The 21,980-nt window shown below is 46.1% G+C and carries 17 protein-coding genes; 6 read left to right on the forward strand and 11 right to left on the reverse strand.

Annotation, left to right across the window (positions count from 1 at the left end):
* Nucleotides 1-48: 48 nt before the first annotated feature.
* On the reverse strand, nt 49-2,433 hold the full coding sequence (locus ACXAD4_RS06705; RefSeq protein WP_475239857.1) for a YgiQ family radical SAM protein: 2,385 nt from the start codon (nt 2,431-2,433) through the stop codon (nt 49-51).
* A 323-nt stretch (nt 2,434-2,756) separates the two neighbouring features.
* Between ACXAD4_RS06705 and ACXAD4_RS06710 the strand changes: the two genes are divergently transcribed.
* The gene (locus ACXAD4_RS06710; protein ID WP_475239859.1) at nt 2,757-3,965 is read left to right on the forward strand and encodes a phosphoribosyltransferase family protein; all 1,209 of its coding nucleotides are present in this window, start codon (nt 2,757-2,759) and stop codon (nt 3,963-3,965) included.
* A 168-nt stretch (nt 3,966-4,133) separates the two neighbouring features.
* On the opposite strand, the gene ACXAD4_RS06715 is transcribed toward ACXAD4_RS06710, so the two are convergent.
* Nucleotides 4,134-5,078 (reverse strand): LysR family transcriptional regulator, encoded by a 945-nt coding sequence (locus tag ACXAD4_RS06715; protein ID WP_475239862.1) that lies wholly within the window; start codon nt 5,076-5,078, stop codon nt 4,134-4,136.
* A gap of 119 nt (nt 5,079-5,197) precedes the next feature.
* Between ACXAD4_RS06715 and ACXAD4_RS06720 the strand changes: the two genes are divergently transcribed.
* From ACXAD4_RS06720 to ACXAD4_RS06735, 4 genes are all read left to right on the forward strand, one after another.
* The gene (locus ACXAD4_RS06720; RefSeq protein ID WP_475239864.1) at nt 5,198-6,139 is read left to right on the forward strand and encodes a universal stress protein; all 942 of its coding nucleotides are present in this window, start codon (nt 5,198-5,200) and stop codon (nt 6,137-6,139) included.
* Between the two features lie 67 nt (nt 6,140-6,206).
* A complete protein-coding gene (locus ACXAD4_RS06725; RefSeq protein WP_107297610.1) occupies nt 6,207-6,650 on the forward strand; it encodes a phosphate-starvation-inducible PsiE family protein in 444 nt (147 codons plus the stop codon).
* Between the two features lie 211 nt (nt 6,651-6,861).
* Entirely contained in the window at nt 6,862-7,407 is a 546-nt protein-coding gene (locus tag ACXAD4_RS06730; protein ID WP_475239867.1) for a type II secretion system protein, read from the forward strand.
* Between the two features lie 713 nt (nt 7,408-8,120).
* Nucleotides 8,121-8,348: a hypothetical protein gene (locus ACXAD4_RS06735; protein ID WP_475239870.1), complete on the forward strand. Its 228-nt coding sequence runs from the start codon at nt 8,121-8,123 to the stop codon at nt 8,346-8,348.
* A gap of 107 nt (nt 8,349-8,455) precedes the next feature.
* Here ACXAD4_RS06735 and ACXAD4_RS06740 read toward each other — a convergent pair whose 3' ends face one another.
* The 5 genes from ACXAD4_RS06740 to ACXAD4_RS06760 form a co-directional block, all read right to left on the reverse strand.
* Nucleotides 8,456-8,887 (reverse strand): hypothetical protein, encoded by a 432-nt coding sequence (locus ACXAD4_RS06740; protein WP_475239873.1) that lies wholly within the window; start codon nt 8,885-8,887, stop codon nt 8,456-8,458.
* Nucleotides 8,866-9,687, reverse strand: coding sequence for a winged helix-turn-helix domain-containing protein (locus ACXAD4_RS06745; RefSeq protein WP_475239875.1), 822 nt, complete (start codon nt 9,685-9,687; stop codon nt 8,866-8,868). Before ACXAD4_RS06745 ends, ACXAD4_RS06740 begins: the two co-directional genes overlap by 22 nt.
* Nucleotides 9,688-9,905: 218 nt before the next feature.
* Nucleotides 9,906-11,453, reverse strand: a complete 1,548-nt coding sequence (locus tag ACXAD4_RS06750) for a methyl-accepting chemotaxis protein (RefSeq protein WP_475239877.1) — start codon at nt 11,451-11,453, stop codon at nt 9,906-9,908.
* A gap of 361 nt (nt 11,454-11,814) precedes the next feature.
* The gene (dcuC, locus tag ACXAD4_RS06755; RefSeq protein WP_475239880.1) at nt 11,815-13,182 is read right to left on the reverse strand and encodes an anaerobic C4-dicarboxylate transporter DcuC; all 1,368 of its coding nucleotides are present in this window, start codon (nt 13,180-13,182) and stop codon (nt 11,815-11,817) included.
* 325 nt (nt 13,183-13,507) lie between these two features.
* Nucleotides 13,508-14,377, reverse strand: coding sequence for a LysR family transcriptional regulator (locus tag ACXAD4_RS06760; protein ID WP_475239882.1), 870 nt, complete (start codon nt 14,375-14,377; stop codon nt 13,508-13,510).
* A gap of 103 nt (nt 14,378-14,480) precedes the next feature.
* Between ACXAD4_RS06760 and ACXAD4_RS06765 the strand changes: the two genes are divergently transcribed.
* Nucleotides 14,481-15,692, forward strand: a complete 1,212-nt coding sequence (locus ACXAD4_RS06765) for an MFS transporter (RefSeq protein ID WP_475239884.1) — start codon at nt 14,481-14,483, stop codon at nt 15,690-15,692.
* A 3-nt stretch (nt 15,693-15,695) separates the two neighbouring features.
* Here the strand turns inward: ACXAD4_RS06765 and ACXAD4_RS06770 are convergent, their stop codons facing one another.
* The 4 genes from ACXAD4_RS06770 to glpA all read right to left on the reverse strand — a co-directional run bounded on the left by ACXAD4_RS06770 (nt 15,696) and on the right by glpA (nt 21,955).
* Nucleotides 15,696-17,585: a methyl-accepting chemotaxis protein gene (locus ACXAD4_RS06770; protein WP_475239887.1), complete on the reverse strand. Its 1,890-nt coding sequence runs from the start codon at nt 17,583-17,585 to the stop codon at nt 15,696-15,698.
* A gap of 184 nt (nt 17,586-17,769) precedes the next feature.
* Entirely contained in the window at nt 17,770-18,981 is a 1,212-nt protein-coding gene (gene glpC / locus ACXAD4_RS06775) for an anaerobic glycerol-3-phosphate dehydrogenase subunit GlpC (RefSeq protein ID WP_475239889.1), read from the reverse strand.
* A complete protein-coding gene (gene glpB, locus ACXAD4_RS06780) occupies nt 18,978-20,315 on the reverse strand; it encodes a glycerol-3-phosphate dehydrogenase subunit GlpB (RefSeq protein WP_475239891.1) in 1,338 nt (445 codons plus the stop codon). The genes glpC and glpB overlap by 4 nt, the downstream gene beginning before the upstream one ends.
* The gene (glpA, locus tag ACXAD4_RS06785; RefSeq protein ID WP_475239892.1) at nt 20,312-21,955 is read right to left on the reverse strand and encodes an anaerobic glycerol-3-phosphate dehydrogenase subunit A; all 1,644 of its coding nucleotides are present in this window, start codon (nt 21,953-21,955) and stop codon (nt 20,312-20,314) included. Before glpA ends, glpB begins: the two co-directional genes overlap by 4 nt.
* Nucleotides 21,956-21,980: the final 25 nt, after the last annotated feature.

Here is a 21,980-nt window from a genome sequence, read left to right on the forward strand (position 1 = left end):
AAAGAAAGCCCGCTACTGCGGGCTTTCTTTTATTTATGATTGGTAAGTTTATCGTGCTCGAGGACGGTTTGGTTTACCACCGGAGCGTGACTGGCTTGGTTTGCCATTACGCGGGGTGCTCCCTTTACCGTTGCCACCTTGTCTTGATTGAGGCTTAGACCCGTTGGACTGGCCCTTGGTATTCTGACCGTTTCTGGTGTTCGACGATGAACCATTTCGGCTACCATTTGGCTTGCTGCCTTGCTTGCCTGCTTGGTTATTACCGTTACTTCCGGTGTGGCTACCATTCTTACGCTGACCACCACGCTTACCATCTTTGCGGATATCTGGCTGGTTAGGGTGCTTGGTTGCAAAGCGTTTTGAACCATGGCGGCCTGATCCGCGGCGTTGTGCTGGTGTCATTTCAGCTTCGCTGCCTTCTTCTGGTACCAAGCAGCTTGGTCTGTCACCGATCAAATGCTTCTTGCCCATGCCGATCAGTGCGTCACGGATCAACGCCCAGTTAAGCGGGTCATGGTAGCGTAATAGCGCCTTGTGCAAGCGACGTTGACGTTCACCTTTGGCAACAAACAAGTCTTCACGTTTTTTGTACTTCACACGCTTGAGCGGGTTAGTTTCCGAGTGGTACATCGCAGTGGCGTTACACATCGGCGATGGGTAGAAGTTCTGTACCTGATCACACTGGAAGTCGTTCTTCTTCAGCCACAATGCCAAATTCAGCATGTCTTCATCGGTTGAGCCTGGATGGGCAGATATGAAGTAAGGGATCAGATATTGCTTCTTACCTGCTTCTTTGCTGAATTTCTCGAACATTTCCTTGAAGCGGTCATAGGTGCCCATACCCGGTTTCATCATCAGATCCAACGTACCTTTCTCGGTATGCTCAGGGGCAATCTTCAGATAGCCACCGACGTGGTGAGTCACCAGCTCTTTGACATATTCTGGCGATTCAACCGCGAGGTCGTAACGAACCCCTGATGCGATCATGATCTTCTTGATGCCATCAACGTTACGTGCCTTGCGGTACAGGTCGATGGTGTGCTTGTGGTCAGTATCCAGCTTCTTACAGATCTCTGGGAAAATACATGACGGGCGACGGCAGTTCTTCTCAGCACGAGGATCGGAACAGCCTAGGCGATACATGTTAGCTGTTGGACCACCTAGATCAGAAATGGTGCCGGTAAAGCCCGGTACCTTGTCACGAATGTCTTCCAGCTCACTGAGGATCGACTCATGGGAGCGGTTTTGAATAATGCGGCCTTCGTGCTCGGTGATTGAGCAGAATGAACAGCCACCAAAACAACCGCGCATGATGTTGACACTGGTCTTGATCATGTCATAGGCAGGGATCTTCGCTTTGCCATATGCCGGGTGCGGTACACGTGCATACGGCAGGCCGAACACATAATCCATCTCCTCTGTCGTCAGAGGGATTGGCGGACGGTTAATCCACAGCTCGCGATCACCATGCTTCTGCACCAAGGCACGTGCTGAGTAAGGGTTAGTCTCCAAGTGCATCACACGGCTGGCGTGGGCATACAAGATACGGTCGTTACGCAATTTTTCGAACGAAGGCAGACGAATTACTGTTGTTTCGGCATCATGGCGAGAAGGTTGGATCTGCACCGGCTTAGCTTCAGGCTCTTGTGCTTTTTCATTTTTGTTGGTGGCACAGGTTTCTTCTGTCGCATATGGGTTAGGCATCGGCATGGCCTTGCCCGGTTTTTCGATGCGGCTAGAGTCGATCTCTTTATAGTGCTCAGGGCACTCGCGCATGATAACCGCAGTACCGGCGATATTGGTCAAATCTGCAATGTTTTCGCCATCTGCTAAGCGATGGGCCACTTCCACTAATGCACGCTCTGCGTTACCAAATAGTAGAATATCGCCTTTGGCATCAAACAGTACTGAACGGCGGACTTTATCAGACCAGTAATCATAGTGGGCAAGGCGGCGAAGGCTGGCTTCGATACCACCTAGAACGATTGGGGTGTCTTTGTAAGCTTCGCGGCAACGCTGAGAATAAACAAGAACAGCACGGTCAGGACGCTTGCCGCCTTCATTATTAGGCGTATAAGCATCATCGTGGCGCAGTTTTCGGTCGGCAGTATAGCGGTTGATCATCGAATCCATGTTACCGGCAGTGATGCCGAAAAACAGGTTAGGCTGACCCAGTGCCATGAAGGCATCTTTATTGCCCCATTCAGGCTGCGAAATGATACCTACACGGAAACCTTGTGCTTCAAGCAAACGTCCGATGACGGCCATACCAAAGCTAGGGTGGTCGACGTAGGCATCACCGGTAACGATAATAATGTCACAGCTATCCCAGCCCAGCGCGTCCATCTCGGCACGGCTAGTCGGTAGGAAAGGTGCGGTACCGTAGCATTCCGCCCAGTACTTTGGATACTCGTTAATTTTGTCTGAAATCATTTGCTTACAGTTTTTCTCAAAATGGGGCATAGCAGGGCATACAGATGCCCGGCCTTTTTGATTATTTGTGTCTTTTACCTATACCAACGAAAACAGCGCCGGAGTCATATCGGGCGCTAGAGAATAGTATAGGGTGTTTAAAAGGGGAGCAGTTTACCACGTTCGCTGTGTATTACATCTTTTTTACTCTTTCAGTACATAGTAAGCATTACGAGGGAAAATGGGGGCATTTAATTCGCAAGGGCCAGTTTGCCTCTGCCGTTTTACTCATTCTGTAATAGAATACACGCGACCAACACTCTTTCTTATAGAAAAGGAATGCCATGAGCAGCCAGAACGTACAATCAGATGATGTAGTGATTGTCAGTAACTCTTCCGACAACCCTTTCGCGATCGACGTCGCTTATGCAATGGGTCAGGATGAAGATATCTCCGATGTCATTAGCATGAAGCACTTCATGAACACTGAGTTTTGCCCACGTTTTATCTCAGACGAAAATGACATGGAGAATATCGGCAACAGCTTAGAAGGCAAAACCGTTGTTATAGTCAGTACCGGTAACCTGGTGACAAGTCGCCAGGAATTGGCAATGCATAACCTTATCATTGCACGAGCGGCCAAAGAAAATGGCGCTAGCCGAGTGGTTTTGGTTGAGCCAGATTTATTCTTCTCAGCGCAAGATCGTGGTCCCCGTGCAGATTTGGGGGATCCCGCCGGTGAGCGTGATGTAGCCGACATCAAGAAGTTTGATGGCCAACCCTTTACTTCTCAGCTCTACGCGCAGATGCTAAAGCTTGCTGGGGTTGATGATGTTGTGACGGTGCATAACCATTCTGTGTCTGTACAGAAAATGTTTAGCGACGTTTTTGGTGGCCGATTCTACAACCTTATTCCTTACAAGATTTACGCCCACTACCTGTTGAATTCAAATATTTTGAGCTATGGGCCAGACGGTGAAGGACTTGTTCTCTGTGCTCCAGACAAAGGTGCTCGCGACTTCGTCAAAGAGATGTACAACACACTTGGTTTAACCAAGGCAAAGTTCATCATGCTAGACAAAGAACGTACTGCTGAACGTAAGGTAGAAATCACCCTTCACGAAGAAAGCGAAGATACTTTCGAAGGTCTGAATAACCCTAGTATCGTACTATTTGATGATATGGTTCGAACGGGTTCAACAGTAGTAAAATCCTGCCAGTTCCTTCAGCAGTTAAAACCTGAGCGCATGGTATTTACCGTTTCACACTTCTACGCAAGCACCGAAGGCCGTGAGCGCATGTCTGATCCTGCACTGGGTGAGATCCTGACACTGAACACAATGCCGACGATCCTTAACAGAGATGAGCAAGGCCGTTTACGCAAGAAAATGGTTGTCCTGAAAATTGAGAAATTTTTGGCTCAAGAACTGTGTAAGATTCTGAATTTACCGCAGCGCTCGGAAGAGACCAATCCTTATAAAATTGACATGTCATCAAAGAACCCTCGCTTCCAGCGTAAAATTTGGTTCTCTGATCAACTGTCCGAACTGTAATTGTTAATGTGGTCACTCACGTAACTCTTTAGCCTCCTGTTCAGAGTGACGACTAAGGTAGAAGCTGCAAAAGCCTTTGCCACGAAAAAAGATGTCTCTATTCAAATAGATTTCTGATCAGTATAGGGAAACGAGCGGTTTCCCTATCTTCTCAACATTTTTTGATACTCAAATATCTGTTCTCAAGGACATACCCTTCTTACTGTGGGATTTTTCGTATGTGGCATGCTGGATAAAGGCATCACTCAGCGGAGTCTGATGTTTGAGCGGGGCGCGAACAATGTGCCAGTTGGTGAGAATTGGAAAATTAGCGATAGAGAGTTTCACTAAACTTGTACTGGGCTCATCTTCCAATGCGTATTCCGATAAAATGGTCAGCCCCATACCTGCGATAACACAATGCTTGATCGCTTCGTTACTTTCGATAACCAGTTTCGGCTTGAACTGGAGGTTGAGCTTTTCAAAATGTGCGTCGATGGCGAAGCGGGTTCCGGACCCCGGCTCTCTAGACAGCCAGGGGTAGTTCAGTAGCTCTTTCGGTTCTATGTGCGATTGGTTAGCCAGTGGATGATCTTTGGGGGCAACGGGGTAGAGCCGATTTGGCAGAAACTGGATAGAGTGGGGCTCCATCTGCGGCTCTAAATGGCTAAATAGATAAATGTCATCTAACCCTTGGTGATAGCGCTCCAGAATAGATTGCCTGTTGCCCACTTTTAAAACGATATCAATCAGCGGGTATGTGTCGCAGAAGCTACCCAACAAATGCGGAATGAAATATTTTGCTGAGGTGACAACGGCCACCTTTAATGTCCCTGCTTTTATCTCGCTCAGGTTTGCCAAATCAATCTCTAGTCTATCTATGGTATCAAGGAGTTCATTGGCGTATTTGGCCAAGGTATCTGCAGCTTGGGTAAAGATGAGCTTTTTCCCGACAACCTGGTATAAAGGCATACCGATCAAGTCGGTAAGTTGGCGCAACTGAATAGAGACAGTGGGTTGGGTTAAGTTCAGAGTCTGGGCTGCTAAGGTGATCGATTCCTGTTCGTAAACACTGAGGAAAACCCGTAAGTTCCTGATGTTACTTATTCGGTACCTGAGATGTTGTTGCGACATATATAGATGAAATCCTATGAATGTCATGTTTAATATTAATTATACTTTGGTTATTGAATACTGCATATTTGTCTTCAAGCAAGGCACCCATGATGGTGTAATGCACCCGAGGAGGCAGCATGAGTTTCAATCAACTACTTATTCCTATTGCGCCAGAACAGCAGCTCGATGACTCTTTCCATCAGGCATTTAACTTTGCCAATCAAATATCAGCACAGGTGACATTGTTGACGGTTATCGAGGACTTGGCTGAGCTCAAGGAGATCTCACGTTTCTCATGTACGACACTCGACCTCCTAGATAAATCGACGAAAATCTACCACGGCATCCTCAAAGAGTGGGTACAATCACTCAAGCAGGAATATACCAACATCAAGTTTCAGACCAAGATACGAATTGGTATCCCGTTTATTGAAATCATCAAAGAGGCGAATGATAGCCAAGCCACCATGGTCATTTTGGACACCCATAGGGAAGCCAAAGAAAAAGCCTGCCAGCGGGGGAGTACGACTTTACACATAATGCGTAAGTCCGAAGTGCCAATCTGGTCGATAAGCACAGCGCCACGGCCGGTAAAAAATATCGTAGCGGCGTTGGATATCTCGAACCAAGACTACCGTGATTTCAATGAGCAAATATTGGCACTGGCTGTTGAGTTTTGTTCGATAACCGGTGCCAGCCTAACCGTTTGTCACGCATGGAGGCTGGATTCCGAGGGGTTCTTGAGAAAATGGAGTGGTTATGACGACTTGGATATCGCCCTTTTATCGAAAAAAATGCGGGACGAACGATTAGGAAGACTGCGCTCGTTGCTGATGCCTTATGAAAACAGCCCGATTCAAACCTCAATAAAAGTTTTGGAAGGGGAAACCCGTCAAATATTGCCTAAATATGCCAACGAAGAAGGGACTGACTTGGTGATATTGGGGTCGTTGTCTCGTACCGGTATTGCCGGATTTCTGATGGGCAATACTGCTGAGTCACTGCTTAACGACATAGGTTGTTCTGTGATTACTCTTAAGCCTGATGACTTTACGTCGCCGGTTTTGGAGGAGGGCTGATACGGATTGTCGCCCCGTCTGACGGTTGCTATACGCAAACCTTTTGGCTTTGTGGGGAGGGAAAATTATGAAAATTGACAGCAATGATGTGTTATCGGCAAAGCTCCAAGTTATTATTCATTGGGCTGTAAGAGCGCTCTCAATTATCATGGTTTTTGTTATTGTAATGGGCGTACTTGATGTTGCCTGGATATTGTACCAGCGCCTGATCACACCTCCTCAATATATATTGACAATCTCCGATATGCTGGCGACTTTCGGTGCCTTTATGGCAGTGCTGATAGCAATCGAAATCTTTATCAATATTACGATCTACCTTCGTGAAAATGTTATCCATGTAAAAATCGTAATGGCAACAGCTTTGATGGCGATTGCTCGTAAGGTGATAATTATTGATGTTGAAGAAATGGAAGTTGCCTACTTGTATGGTATCGCTGCGGTTGTGCTGAGTATGAGTATCGGCTATTGGTTGATACATCAGCTACCACGAAAAAGTCATCTAGAGGAATAATTGTGATAATGAAAGTTTATTCAAAAAATGAATATTCCCAAGAATATTGAAAGGTAAGCCATTACAAATCATCTCTGTAATAAAGAGTTTCCAGAGAGATTATTCCTTTTGGCAATATGTGTGGGTGAAAAAATACGCGCATCTTATTGACTTGATTGCATTTCGCCATTAAATTGACGCTCGTTAGAGTTAATACTCAATGGGTTTTATAATGAAAAGAAATGGCTTTACACTGATAGAAATGGTCGTTGTGATCGTGATTCTTGGCATCTTAGCTGTTACCGCTGCTCCGCGTTTCTTGAATTTGCAGGTAGATGCCCGAAATTCTGCTCTGGAAGGATTGAAAGGTGCTGTTGAGTCTGGATTAGAGATTGGATATGGCAAAATGGCGATGGCAGGGCTAGAAAGTCGATATACAACAAATAACGACACCGCAGGCAGTATTGCAACTGATATACCTATTGGTGGCTGTGAGAAAGACGGCAAAGATCTGTGTATATTCTGGTACGGTTATCCAGAGTCTAATTTTTATACAATTACAACCTTAGTAGATGGCATTAATAAACACTATGAGGTGGAGAAAGATTGGGGGATCACGAAACTTACTGGTGATGAAGCATTGCTTATCACCGATAAAAAGAACCTTGATTACACTGTTACTCCTCCAAAGTTAATAAATAACAGCTGTTATCTTCGCTATCTTCATCCGACTCAAAAAGACGAGACTTACCTTTTAGAAATAAGTGCTTGCCAATAAATATAAATAGTTAATTAATAACACCCGCAGCCTGCAAAGAGTGGGTGTTTTTGTTTGGGCAAATTAGCAACCAGAGTAGATGCTTGGTGTTTTGACACCAACGGAGTTTGCAACTGCTAGAAAACAGTTTCTGCTGAGTAAGTTTACCTTTAGTGTGATCTGGATCACAATTTATCGGATAAAACAAAGGTTTAACCACCTGAATTATAAAGTATCCATAAAGGTACAATTGTTAACATAGTTGCAGTGCATTGCTATCATTGATACCCTGAATAGGCTAAAGCGTAACGATTTGGGATACTATGTACACGATTTTTTCGTTACTCAAATGGGTAGTTTTGATTTACTTGGTCAAGACTGGACGTATCCAAGAATCAACTTTTCTAAAATGGAAACAAATGACCTTGAATGCCGTCACAATGATCGTGCTGCACTCAACACTGGTTATCCACTTAGTTGAAGGGGTTGATTTGCAGAGCAATGGAACTGGCGATGGGTATTACCTAAGAGAAACGTTTTCCGCATTACAGAATAAGGAGGCTTAGGCCTCCTTATTTTTTTATATCTCATCTTTTTTATAGTTCACATTTTATTTGTTATCTTATTGATATAAAAAATAAATTTTGAATTGGTTAAGTCCTTCCTAAAAATGCACACTGTTTTCCAACAAGTCATTCCGAGAATTATCTCGAAGAAGGTTGGAGAACAATTGTATGAAAAAATCACTGTTTGTTATGGGGAGTCTGTTGGCTTCTTTAAGCTTCTCACCAATTGCCATGGCGGATTTGGAAGATTGGCATGAGGAGCGTGTAGAAGAGCGAAGAGAGGAGCGCCGTGAAGACAGACGTGAGGAAAGGCGTGAAGATCGTCAGGAAGAACGACAAGAGGAGCGTAGAGAGGAACGTCGTGAAGAAAGAAGAGAAGAGCGTCGCGACGATTAATCGTTATTAGCTAGTTATCGATGCTGCTGAGTCACACAAACTGTCACTCAGCAGCAGAATTAATGGCACGAAATTTATATACCCAAGCTACTTCTTGCCAAATGAGATTATTGAACCGGCTTGAGCCGGTATAGCTTGAGCTCGTAACCATTATAGAAACTAGTGAGCAGGCGGTTCTCACCTGGAATTAATCGCACCGAACTGACAACGTTGGTGTTCTTATCAAGGTTGTCTTTCAAGCGAGGATCTTCAGCATTCGCATCAATTTGTCGGATCACGATGCGATCGTCAACGTCCTTCTGGTAGTGGCTGAGGTATTTCACTTCAAACTTCTGATCTTGCCTGTCCTGCCCATATACGTTCATTTGATTACCATTTAGTTCGACGTAAAACCGTAGGCCATTTTCAGTCGTGGTATACCACATCCCTTCATGCTGGCTAAATGTTGGCAAGATCCTCTCTTTGGCTGTGATTAAAGCGGCAGAAAAAATCAGTATGGTAATGAAGAAGTGGATAATTACTGTTTTATTTTTGAACATACTAGATTCTCGTCGCAGCCATAAAGCGTTTCTTTTACCTTGTCGATGTACTGATAATTGTTTTGTTCTATCAAGCCTTTCAGCACTTCGATTTCATTATCTTCAGGAATGAAGAGGACAGTTGTGTCACCCATACTGTAAGCGGTATCAGTTGGCAGGAACCAGTGCAGCATGGCAACAATCACTAGACTTGCACATAAAGCAGAAAGGTAGAACCGAACAGACTTTAGGTGAGAAAGAGAGTTTCTGTCGCTTCCTTCTTTACTATCCGACATTGATTGGCTCGGACTTTGTTCTGCCAGTGCGTTGTCTGCAACTGTGTTTGTGTTGCTGGATTCAGAGTAAGCACTTTCTGCTTCTGGGCGAGTAATACTCGGTTGCTCAGAAGGCATTGCGGAGTCGACTGAGGAGCTATGCGCTAGATTCGAGGATTGTTGAATCACAGATGCGGATGGCTCAGTGTCATGATATTCCGGTTCAACGGTTAGCTTATAACCGCGCTTTGGCACCGTCACAATATAAGCTTTGCCTAAATCAAACAGCTTAGATCTAAGACCATTGACCGTTTGGTTGATGGTGAAATCAGAGGCGTAGGTGCCAGCCCAAATGGTGTCTGCCAACTCTTTTCTCAGGGTAACCTCTGGGTAGTTTTGGCAAAGGATCTTCAGCAACTCCATTTCTTTAATTCGGAGTTTATTTTGCGCGCCAGTTTGAGTATGCCGGATAGTCAACTCATTGACAGAGACTTCCAATGTCTGCAATGAGATATAGGGTGATGTAGGTGATTGGTTATTTTGCATATTGTTTGAGTAATAGCTGCGTAGTCAAAAGCCAATATAGAGGAAAAAAATACGTCTACCGTTAGTTTTCTGTCAAAAACGGCCATATTTCAAGCAAATAATTACTAGTATACTACGCATTTCCAATGTTGATAAAACAGGGTTATGGCAACCCTGTATTTATCACCTTTGGCTATGAATATGGTTGGTGAAACCTGGTGTTGCCTTTACTAGGATTACTATTCAAATGACTTGCTCATTCTTTCAAGCATGGTGACTTTTTCCCGCATCTGCTTTGATGCCGTCTCCATCTTTTCTACTTGCTCGAGGTTTTTCGTCGATAGAAAAGAGATTTGATGAACATTATTGCTGACATCTTGAGTAACAGAACCTTGCTCTTCGGCTGCCGTTGCTATTTGGCTTGAGATTTCGGCAATTTCGTCAACCATGATCACTACTTTACGGACTTTTTCAGCGGTTATATTGGTATCGTGGACACACTGCTGGGTGCGGGAAATACTTTCAGATGTTGTAAGGTGCCATTGCTCAAGAGTGCTGTTGATATCTTCAATACTTGATTGAATCTGCTCGGTTGCTCCATGGGTTCGCTGGGATAGCGCCCTGACTTCATCGGCAACGACGGCAAAGCCTCGACCTTGTTCTCCTGCTCTTGCGGCTTCTATTGCCGCATTGAGTGCCAATAAATTGGTTTGTTCAGCAATTCCTTGGATTTCAACCATCATGTTGTGGATTTGATCGGAGACTTTACTCAGTGACTTGGCGGTAGTGGCTGTATTCTCAGTCTCAATCGCTAGCGTATTGATATTATCTAGGGTTGTCGTTAATACCTGTTCTGTATCACTGCACTGTTTTTGGGTCTCGTTGACTTTATCGTTGGTCATTTGAGTATTGGTCGCAATTTCGTTAGCAACGGCAGACAGCTCGGTAATGGCGGAGGCAACAAGTTGGGTGTCGCGGTCTTGCTCGGATATGGAGTTTTGGGTTTGTTGTGAGGCTGCCAGCAGTTCATCAGCAACGGTATTTAGCGCTCTGGAAACATCCGTAGTCCGTCCTAACACTGTTTTTATTCTGGCGTCATGAAGTTCGAGGTGGAAGTCTGCAATGGAAGACTGTTTGTCACCACTGTATATCAGCTTGGTAATGCTGTCATAGCTTTGTTCTAGCTGTTCAAAAAAGCGCGGGGTAACAAATAGCTCTTGTCGGTAAAGAAAGCCTAGCAAGCAAAGCGGCAGTAGCTCGCCAATTAACTTGTATTGATTGAGGAAGAAAAAGGAGCTGGCCACCGAGCCAATGATCAGCAAGATGGCGACACAAAGTTTCTGCATCACAGAAAGTTTAAAGCTATAGGGATTCTTCTTTTGATTTAGTCGTTGGTAAGTTTTAGTGGCGGTGACTTTCATGTCAGAGGTGGGTTTACGCCTCACTGATTGATAGCCTATTAATTTGTTGTTTTCATACAGCGGGGTGACATAGGCATCGACCCAATAATGGCTACCGTCTTTACAGCGGTTTTTGACAATTCCTCGCCAGGGCTGGCCTTTTTTTAAGTGCTGCCAGAGATCGGCAAAGGCCTGCGGCGGCATATCTGGGTGACGGATGATATTGTGATGTTGTCCAATTAACTCTTCAACGCTGTAGCCACTGATAGTAATGAATTCCTCATTGGCGTAAGTAATGACGCCTTGGGTGTCTGTTGTGGTAACCAGTTGTGCATCCTGCCTGAGTTCTACCTCATGATTGTTCACATGCTGGTGCTTTCTCATCATAAGTTCCTCTTCATACGCAAAAGGCCTGACGACAAAAGCGATACTGCAGCTCTACAAGGCCGAAACTATCTTTTTGTTTTCTGACAGATTTATCACTGTTCTTCTTCCAACTGTAAACGGATTTTGAGCAAGGTAAATTACAGCAAACGGGGAGGTGGTGTAATATTTGCGTTAAATATGCCAATTTGGCATAAAGGTCTAATAAATGCTGAGTATTGAGATGCTGAGTGGATGATGTGAAGGGACTAGCGTGAAATTTCAAAGCAAAATTTTATTACTAAAAATCCCGATATAACAGGGCTATATCGGGATTTTGAATGAATAACTAAATGAGCTTGCTAAATGAATTAGCGAAAGCTGATTAGCTGTACATTGGAACCAGTGCCACGGTACCGATGATCACAGTCGCAAGACCACATAGCACAGGTACAGAAGTACGCTTAACCACTTCGAATGGGCTAACGTTACCCATACCAGAGGTTGCCACGATTACACCAGATACTGGAGAAATCGTACGACCTAGGTTAGACGCCTGTAGCATCGGAATGATAAGGAATGCAGGGCTAAGGCCCATTTTACCGGCAAGTGCTGGTGCTAGCTCTACGAATGCGTAGAACGGTGCGTTACCAGAACCTGTCGCGATAGCTGCTGCAACCGTCAGGCCTGTTAGTAGTAGCATCAGGGCAAAACCACCTGCACCTGCCGCTTCAGCAAGACCGATCAGGTTGTCGATAGCACCGATAGACATCAGACCCTGTGCAAATACACCCGCAGCAACCAACAGCATCACAACGCCTTTGAATGCATCAGCCATACCTTGGTAACACGCTTCTAGGTCTTCCAGTGTTTCCTTACCTTTGAAGCGCTTGGTCACGAAGTCAACGATGGCGCCGATGAAGATAGACATTACTACGATAGTGTAGATATCCAGTGATAGGCCTGGGATAGTTTCACCGTTGAATGCAAATACACCGATGATTGGCATAAATGGCAAGATAGCGTAGTAAGCAGGTGCTTTTACTTCGATTTCAGAAATATCGACTTTTTCCATCACGATATTTTCTTTCTTATCGAGGTATTTGTTCCAGAAGAACGCAGCAGCAGCCATCACGATGATTGCACAGATAGAAACAGGCAGTACGGTTTCAACGGCAAAAACGTGCAGTGGTAGGCCTGATTTCTCTGCTGCAACAATCACGTCACCTGATGTTGGTGAAAGAATGATTGCCGCCGGTGAGGCACAGATAGCAACTGCAGCAGGGCGCGAGATACCCATTGCTGTCATCATCGGGAATAGAGTGGCCATCAATAGTACACCTAGGCCAGTTGCCGAACTTACCGCCAGTGACATCAAACACGCTACGATGTAAGCCGCTACTAGCAATATGTATGGTGATTTAATGACTGAAAGTGGTTTAGAGAATTGTTTTACCACGACGTTGTTAGCGCCAATGTGTGTCATGTAGGATGCAAAGCCACAAAGTAGCATGATCTGCATACCTAGGCCGCCCCCACGGTACTGCAGCATGTATTTCACATACTCTAAAGAATCGGTGACGAAGTTACCGGTCGCCTGAATCTTCTCAGGCAGTACGTTATATCCAAGAACGCCGGTAATGAGCAGTAACAATAGGCCTGCTGTTAGTAGAACGCCCGCAGGTTTGTATCCTTTAATGATGAAATAGCCAACAGCAACCGTTACTGCCAAGCCAATCAATAGCTCCAACATGGAAAAAATCCTCTTAAACCACAAAATTAAGAAACAATGTGTCAATTGATAAAATTTTCTTACACATTATTTTCGATAAATTTACCTAAAAAGTGGTGGAGGAACGACAATAATCGGACCAGTTTATGATCTGAAACAGAATTTTGAGTAATGTGTTAATTTTGCGCTACAGTCATGAAAAGATGCGCAACATCATATGTTTGAATGTCGTTAATGATTATATTTTGCTTGTCTTTTGCGCAAATAAACGTAAGCGCAGGTAATACATTGCTTATACGGGTTAATAACTAATTTACCGTGTTACAAAATGTAAATTTGATTACATTTAACGATTGTTCTTCACATATTCCATAAAAGCCTTATCTGCCACTGATAAATAACCGTCTTTTCGCCATGCAATGGCAATATTCAATATGACAGATTGTTCAAAGGGGATAGGGACAACACCTGATTCATTTTCTGTCACCATGTCGAGCAATGCGGTTACGGCAAAGTCGTTGCGAACAATCTTTAAAATCATCGGTAGCAAATTAGTTTCGAAAGCAATATTGGGTTCGAAGTGGTTCTCTTGGCAAATGCGGTCAATGTATTCGCGATGGAAATAACCGGGCTTGAACATCACCAAATCTTGTTCGAAGAAGGTTTTGAAATCGATGGTATCGAGTGTGGCCAACTCATTTTCTGGGTGAACAGCAGCCACCATTTGGGTCGTGAGTAAGTGCTCTGTTGCGAGTCTTTCCGGAATATGGTCACAATGAATGATGCCCAAATCGAGCTCTTTATCTAGCAGCATTTTACGGATTGTCTCGGTACCCGCTTCGACGATGGTCAACTTTAAATTGGGATACTGGCTTTTGAAACCCATTAAGATATCTGGCAGGTAATAGGAGCCCAGGGAGCTGGGTACGCCGAGCTTAACCTCGCCTTTGGTGAGTCCTTTTAACTCTTCCATGGCAACGGTGGCATCATGCACGCTCTGTAGGATCAATCGTGCATGGCGTAAAAGTACTTCCCCTTCAGGGGTCAGGGAGACTCGGCGCTCATTGCGATCAAACAGTACGATACCCAGTTGCTCTTCGAATTTTTTCACTGCAATACTCAGTGCAGGCTGGGCGATGTGGAGCTTGGCGGCTGCGCGAGTGAAGTTGGCGGTGTCGGCGAGGGTAACGAAGTAATTGAGTTGGCGAATATCCATTGGCTATATATTTCCTTTATAGCTTCCATATTTTTAATATATTTTCACTATTCCTATTGAATTGCTACGGTTGAAGCAGATTTCTTTTTTGCTGATAACCGACATGATAGACATTCAAACCACAGAGTATCGAAGAGCCAGCTTTGCCTTGTGTCTGGGCTCATTTCTTATTTTCTGCAATCTGTATTTATTCCAGCCAATGTTGCCACTAATGGCGGAGAACTTTGCGGTGTCAGCGACCCGGGTAAATTGGCTGGTGGCGGCTGCGACCTTGGCTTTGGCGGTCACGCTGGTGCCTTGGGCTGTTTGGTCTGAACGCATCGGTCGGCGACCGGTGATGTTAATCAGCCTGAGCTTGTTGCCTGTCATTGGTTTTGTGATGCTGACAGCAGAAAGCTTGCTCATGCTCAGTTTAAGCCGCGCCTTGATGGGAGCAGCCTTGGCGGGGTTTGCCGCCGTGGCCGTGGCGTATATGGCCGAGGAATTTACCTCTCGCGCCCTGATGTTGGCGGTCGGTGGTTATATTAGTGCCAATTCATTGGGGGGGATTGTCGGCAGGATTTCCGGTGGTTTTCTATCTGAACGCTTTGGTTGGCAAGGTGCTGTGATTTGCATGGCGGTATTTAGCTTGGTGGTTGCCATCGCTATTTATTACCTTTTGCCTGAACAGCGAAACTTCAAACCAGCCAAAGGTCAGCTTCGCCAGCAAACCTACAGTGTATTGGTGCACCTGCGGACCCCAGAGTTGTGGCAGGCTATGCTGATTGGCGGGGTTAACTTTGCCTTGTTTGTGAACTTGTATTCTGTCATGGGATTCAGACTGGTCGCTGAACCATATTCTGTGCCTGTGAGCTGGGCGTCGATGATCTTCCTGTGTTACCTAAGTGGTACGGTTTCGGCAAATTTGAGCGGGCGCTGGACCCAACGATTCTCTGCGGTACCGGGTATGGTACTGGGAACCTGTATCAGTGCGATGGGGATGTGGGTTGCCTGGTATGAGTCGGTATATGCCATGGTGCTGGGACTACTGTTAATCAGCTCGGGCTCTTTCTTTACTCATTCGTTGGCGTACGGCTGGGTCAGCCAACGAGCTAAAACGGCCAAGGCCACCGCGACGGCATTGTATCTGGTCCACTATTATGCCGGCGGTAGTCTTGGCGGCTTTTATCTTATCGGTTGTTGGCAGTACTTTGGATGGACTGGCGTCATCGCGGGGGGCTCAGTCCTGTATGTGTTAATGGGCATGTTGTGTTACCGGTTGTACGCGAGTACGGAGGGGAGCTCAGATGCCCCACTGCCTTCTGAGCCCCGTTAGCCATTACTTGTACTTGAATTGACCGACTACTGCATCTAGCTGCTCAGCCATGTTGGCAACGTCTTGGCTGCTGGTGCTGGTTTGGCTAACAGCCGTTGCTGTATTGGTTGCCAGCTCAGCAATTCGATGAATGTTCTGATCGATTTCTGCAGATACGGCGGACTGTTGTTCAGAGGCCGATGCTATTTGAAGGCTTCTGTCTGAAATATCAGTGATAGCCTTAACGATTAAATCGGCAGCCTCTTTAGCTTGTTTGGTGTGAGCCACTGTATCCCCAGCCAATGCTTGGCTATGCTGCATCGCCGCGACACTTTGGCTCACTGTTGCAAGCAGTTGTTCGATGGTTTGCTCTATTTCTTGTGTCGAGCTGTGGGTACGCTGGGCAAGTTGGCGTACCTCGTCAGCAACCACGGCAAATCCTCGGCCATGTTCACCAGCACGTGCGGCCTCAATTGCCGCATTGAGGGCTAGTAGATTCGTTTGCTCTGTGATATCCCTGATAACGGATGTCACCTTGTTGATGTTCTGGCTTTGTGCTTCCAGTGTTTGGATTTGAACTTGTGCTGACTGGATCTCATCGGCGAGCGAATCAATAGATATGGCGGCCTGCTGGCTTATTTCTAGGCTTTTCACCGCATTATCTTGTCCGTTTTGTGCCGCTGTAGCGGTATCACTAATATTGTTCGCAATTTCACTACTGGTCGCCAGCAGTTCATTGACCGATGTTGCGACGTTAGCCGATTCACTTTGCTGTTGTTCGGCATTGGCCAAACTGCCAGATGCCGCAGATTTGGACTCGTTGGCCGCTTTGGATAGTTGCTTGGAGATGTCGGCAATATTATTGATGATTGCCTGAAGTTTACTGGTAAAAAGATCAAAGGAGCGACTTAGCTGAGCAAGTTCATCATCGCCTTGGTCATTCATTCTAACGGTGAGATCGCCTTCACCTTGTGCGATGTCGTTCATCATGCGGTTAACTGCGTTTAGCCGTTTATTGATAGTCCGGCTGATCACAAACAGCACCAGCGTCATAATGAGAGTAATAGCGCCGCCACCTACCAAGAGGATCATTTTCTCCTGAGACTGCATGTCATGAATTGTATTGATGATAGTTTGTTCTAATTGGTCGATTTGACTCTCGACTTGTTGAATATTGGTTCTCAATTCACCGTAAAGGCCTTCATTGTAAGTTAGGCCTATGTCGGTATAACCCTGGACAAGTTCGTCGAACATCATTTGATAGATAGTGATGCTTCTTCTTAGGCTTCTTTTTTCTGACGTAGAGAGATCGCTAATGGCTAAGGTTGAAAGTAGGGTATCAAGGTTGTTGTTGAATACCTCAATATGGCTTGGATCTTTCGTGATCAGGAAATCTTTCTCGTTTCGACGCAATGTCAGCAATAGTCGATAAAGTTTTTCGTGACCGTTGATCAGCAATAACTCTTCAGTATCGTTTGCAGCGGAGCGGATATTTCCTCTTAGTCCTTCAGAAGGCGCAAGCCCTAGCAGTATGGTTTGATCGGCGATGATATTGAATTGATTGGCATAATTGTTTAGAGACTGTTTGACTTGCTCAAATTCAGCGTTATGTTCATCGTTGTATTTGGCTAATATCGCTTTCACAGTTGCCAATCGAGCATTGAGTTCTATTTGCTTTTGATTGAATTTCTCTATGTAGCCAGCATCTAGACGGGCTAGAAAATCTTTTTCGTGACGGCGTAAGGTCAGTAAGTCGGCATTGCTGTGCGCCGTTTCTTGGGCTGCTAATTGAAGATTATCTAATTTGATAAATGAAAGGGTTTCGAAGGCACCGAACGTAACCATGGCACTAACCAAAAAGAGGCTGGTCAGATACAGCTTGGCTTTGATCGTTTTAACAAATTGGCGTTGCATTCCACTCTCCCTGTTTGCTTATAACAACCCAATCACAGACATATGCGCACGTGTCATTAAATCAAGACACAATAGTCTGCATTGCTATATATAACTATAGGGGCAGAAATGAAAAAATCCCGAAATTTGCCCTTTTAACTTGGGAAACAGAGGCAAACTTCGGGATGAGGGTGAATACAAAATGTTAAGCCAGCGCCATTGCTAGCAAGGAAACAGGGTGGATGGTTTCTAAATCAGTGTTTTCTTCTATTTGCCATTTGCAGGTTTCACAGTCAGTGATGGCAAAATCCGCTTTGGAACGTTTTATTTGCTCGAACAGGTTACTGCCGATTGCCATAGAAGTATCATAATTTTCCGTTTTGAAGCCGTAGGTGCCTGCTAGGCCACAGCATTGGCTGTCGAGTACTTCTACCTCAAGGCCCGGGATCATCTTCAGCAATTCAATGGTGTACAAGCTACCACCGGTCTTTTCGAGGTGACAAGGCGTGTGGTAGACCACTTTCTTGTTGACAGGTTTCATCTTTGGCGCTCGCCCGTTCATGAATTCTTTGAGCAAGAAACGGGTCACATACTCAATTTTATTGGCGACCTTGCTGTTGTCTACCTTCAGTACGTTCGGGTACTCTTCTTTCAGAGTGAAAGAGCAGGTCGATGAAGTAGAAAGGATCGGCGCATCATGTTTCTCTACTGCGGCAGAAAAATTGTCGATGTTCAATTTGGCATTCTTTTTCGCTTTGTCAAAGAAACCGTTGGCAATTAATGGCACGCCACAACATTTCTCTTTGTCCATCAATTGGACGCCAATGCTCATTGCATTCATTACGCTAACAAAGTCTTTACCCAGCTGTGGGTGGTTGTAATTGACATAGCAGCCATGGAAGTAATGCACTTGCTTAGGGTACAAGGCTTGGCTGGTACAGTTTTGCTTGTACCAGCGGCGGAATGTGCCGTGTGAGTATTTCGGCAGGCTCTTGTGGTCATGCACGCCAATGGTTTTGTGCATGATCTTCTTGACCGGCTTCAACCCTGTAATGGTATTGACGATTGGCGCAAATGGTGTCGCTGCCGATCCCATCAAGTCGGTATGGCTCAGCACAAAGTCACGGATGGTTTTGATGTTCATCGGTAGCTTAGCGTGCTCGTCACGGGCAACAGCAATCATATCGCCAATCTTTACCCCTGAAGGGCAGGCGGTCTCACAACGCTTACAGTTGGTACACAGCTTTAATGTTTCATCATAGAAATCAGGACTTTTAATGCGCAGACGTTCACCGTCTGGGCCACATTGCTTAGGGCCTGGGTATTGTGGGTTGGCTTTGGCAACCGGGCAGTAGACGGTACAAACCGTACATTTGATGCATTGGTCGAAGCTTGTGTCTTTTTGAAGAAGGCTCATGCGATTGTCCTTTCTTGTTTTGGCTGTGTATCTGTGACTTGTTCGTGCTGGTGGGTGGCGATCATCTGCTGGGCTACATAGTAGCCAGTGGAGATAGCCACGCCTGAGCCAGAGCCTTCCTGTACCGGATCATAGTGGGCCAAAATGGCGCCTGCGCAGAATAGGTTTTTAATAACTTGCTGATTGATGGTTGGGTTCAGCTGCTTATTGCAATCAATCCCCATTTTCATGAACGGGTGGCTTTGAGGCGCGAAAAACTGAGGTTGGTACCAGTGATCTCTATGGGTATTGTCAGCCATGTCCAGACCAAAGATTGGCTCGTTGACCGCATGACGTTGTGCTGATAAGCCTTTGCTGAAAAAGCTACCAGTTGCCAGTAGGAAGCTATCGGCTACCAGAGGGATATCTTCATGGTTGCGGGTATAGATTTTCTCCAGACGGCCATTGTTGAAATCACCCTTGAGGACTTCATCTCCAGAGAGTATCAAGCCGCCTAGGCGTTTGTAGTGTGACTTCATAGCCTCTTCTAGGCGGATGCCCAGCAGTGAAGGGGGCATGGTTGGCAGCTCGCAGATCTTGAAGCCAGTCAGGCCTTCGAGCAACTTGATCGTCGCTGCACCGTCGCCATTGCCGAAGATCGCAGGCAAAACAACAAGATCGGCTTTGCCAACCTGCTGGATCATCGACTTGGCAAAAGCGTGTAATTTGGTTTCATCGCGTAGCACGCGCGAGATATCTATAGAGCGGAATTCACATGGGTTGCGCTGCATGCTTTCGAAATCAGGCAGTTCAACCGCAGCTGTTTTGATTTTCACCCCTTCGAAGGCACTGAGCTTTGATAAGTTGTCAGCGGCCAGCTGCGGCTGGAAATCACGGAAGCCATCTACTGTCACCAAAGCGATTTCGGCTAAACCTTCTGCTAGCTGGTGGTGCGGGAACTGATGCACAGTTTGTTGAGACAACCATGTTGAGCGGAAGGTACCCATTGGGGTGACACGGTAATGGTTCTTTTCATCGGCCTGAGCAGTAAGGTAGACACCACAGTGCTCCATCATGTCCTGGTACCAATTGATGGCTTCACGGCACTGCAGTTCGCCTAATTTGCTATAGGGATGAGATGGGCATTGGCTTTTCAGCTCAGCAAAAGCAGAGAAAGGCGCATCAACCGCTTCACCATTAGGCAGGCGGCTAAGTACATCTACCGAGCCAGAAGAAAAGTGCAAGGCGCTTTGTCCGGCTGCGATAACCGCTGTTTTTAAACCAGCTTCTGCGCAGCGGATAGCGCAACTTAGGCCTGCGACACCGCCGCCGATGATGATGCTATCAAATTTCATTGTGTTACCTCGTCAGCTGGCGTTGATTGTTGTTCTGGTAGATCACTGACGCCAAACAGCCCTTCGTAAATCCAGTAGGTAAATTCGCCTTCACGCAATGCATCGCCCCAAAATACGGGTTTGATCCCTTTCCAGCGTTCTTCTAGGAACTCTTCAAGTAAATGGCTAGCTTCATTACCCGAGGTTTTGCCGTATTCGGAGAACAAGCCTGCGGCACGGTAGGAGCAGAGTTCACCTTGGCAAGGGCCCATACCGATGCGGGTACGTCGGCGTAGGTCAACAAGATTATGAACATCCAAATCCTTGATGGCATATTCCACTTCGCCACAAGTCACCATTTCACATTCACAGATCACGGCTTGGCTTTTCTTGTCATTACCCAGGAATTTTTCTGCCCGTTCGCCATGGCGATAGAAAGCCGATTGGTAAACAGGTTTGGCCAAACTGGCAGTAGCAGGTTTCTTCGGTTCGGCTTGCTCTGAGCCCGGCAGCGGTTTTTCATGGGTAATACATGGTGCAGTATTGCCAAGCTTTTTCGCCACCAAATCGGTGGTCCATTCTGCCATCATGCGGTAGGTCATCAGTTTACCGCCGGTGATAGTGACAAAGCCGTCAAGACCATCACGTTCAGCATGATCAAGCAGTACAATACCGCGGCTGATATTACGGCCACTGGTATCGCCATCAACCGCAACCAGTGGTCTCACGCCAGCATAAGCACGTAGTACACGGGTGTTCGCCATGATTGGAGCAAGCTTGGTGCCTTCCTCGAGCAGAATGTCGATTTCCTTGCTGGTCACATGCAGATCATCAATCTTGTCGTAATCGATCCGCTCGGAAGTAGTGCCGATAAGAGAAATTGTATCGCCGGGCACCAGAATGTCAGCATCGGACGGTTTGCGACAACGGTTGATCACCAAGTTGTTGATGCGGTAATCAAGGATCAGTAGTGATCCTTTGGCCGGGAACATCTTGATAGACAGATCGCCATACTCACAGATTTGCTGGCCCCAGATCCCGGCGGCGTTAATCACCTGCTTGGCACGGATTTCAAATGACTGGCCAGTTTTCATATCCAGGCAGTAAACACCACGGACAGTGGCTCCTTCCCGGATGAGACCAGTGACATGGGTATGGTTGAACAGTCGGGCGCCGTGCTCGACTGCATCGAGTACGTTTGATGCTGATAGACGGAAGGGATCCAAGGTGCCGTCAGGCACTTTTACCGCGCCAATTAGTGATGGATTACAGTTTGGCTCAAGGCGGAGTGCATCTTTCGGTGAAAGTTGCTCAACATCTATATCCGCGGCCTGACAAGATGAAATAAAGGTTTTTTGAAAATCGAGATCATCGTCAGGCAGGGAAATAAACAGCCCTTGAGTATCTTCAACGCAGTGGCGGGCGATGTTTTTTAGAATGCGGTTTTCCTGAATACATTCTTTGGCCGATTCCTGATCGGTAACGGCGTATCGCGCTCCAGAGTGGAGAAGGCCGTGATTTCTTCCCGTGGTTCCTGATGCAAGATCATCTTTTTCAACCAGGATGCATGGGATTCCGCGCAAGGCACAGTCACGCATAATACCTGTACCGGTAGCGCCGCCGCCAATAATCACAACATCTGTTTCAAACCAACTATTCATGTTCGTTTTCGCTTATTGTTTTGGT

Source organism: Photobacterium sp. AWH4_225, from assembly GCF_056158405.1.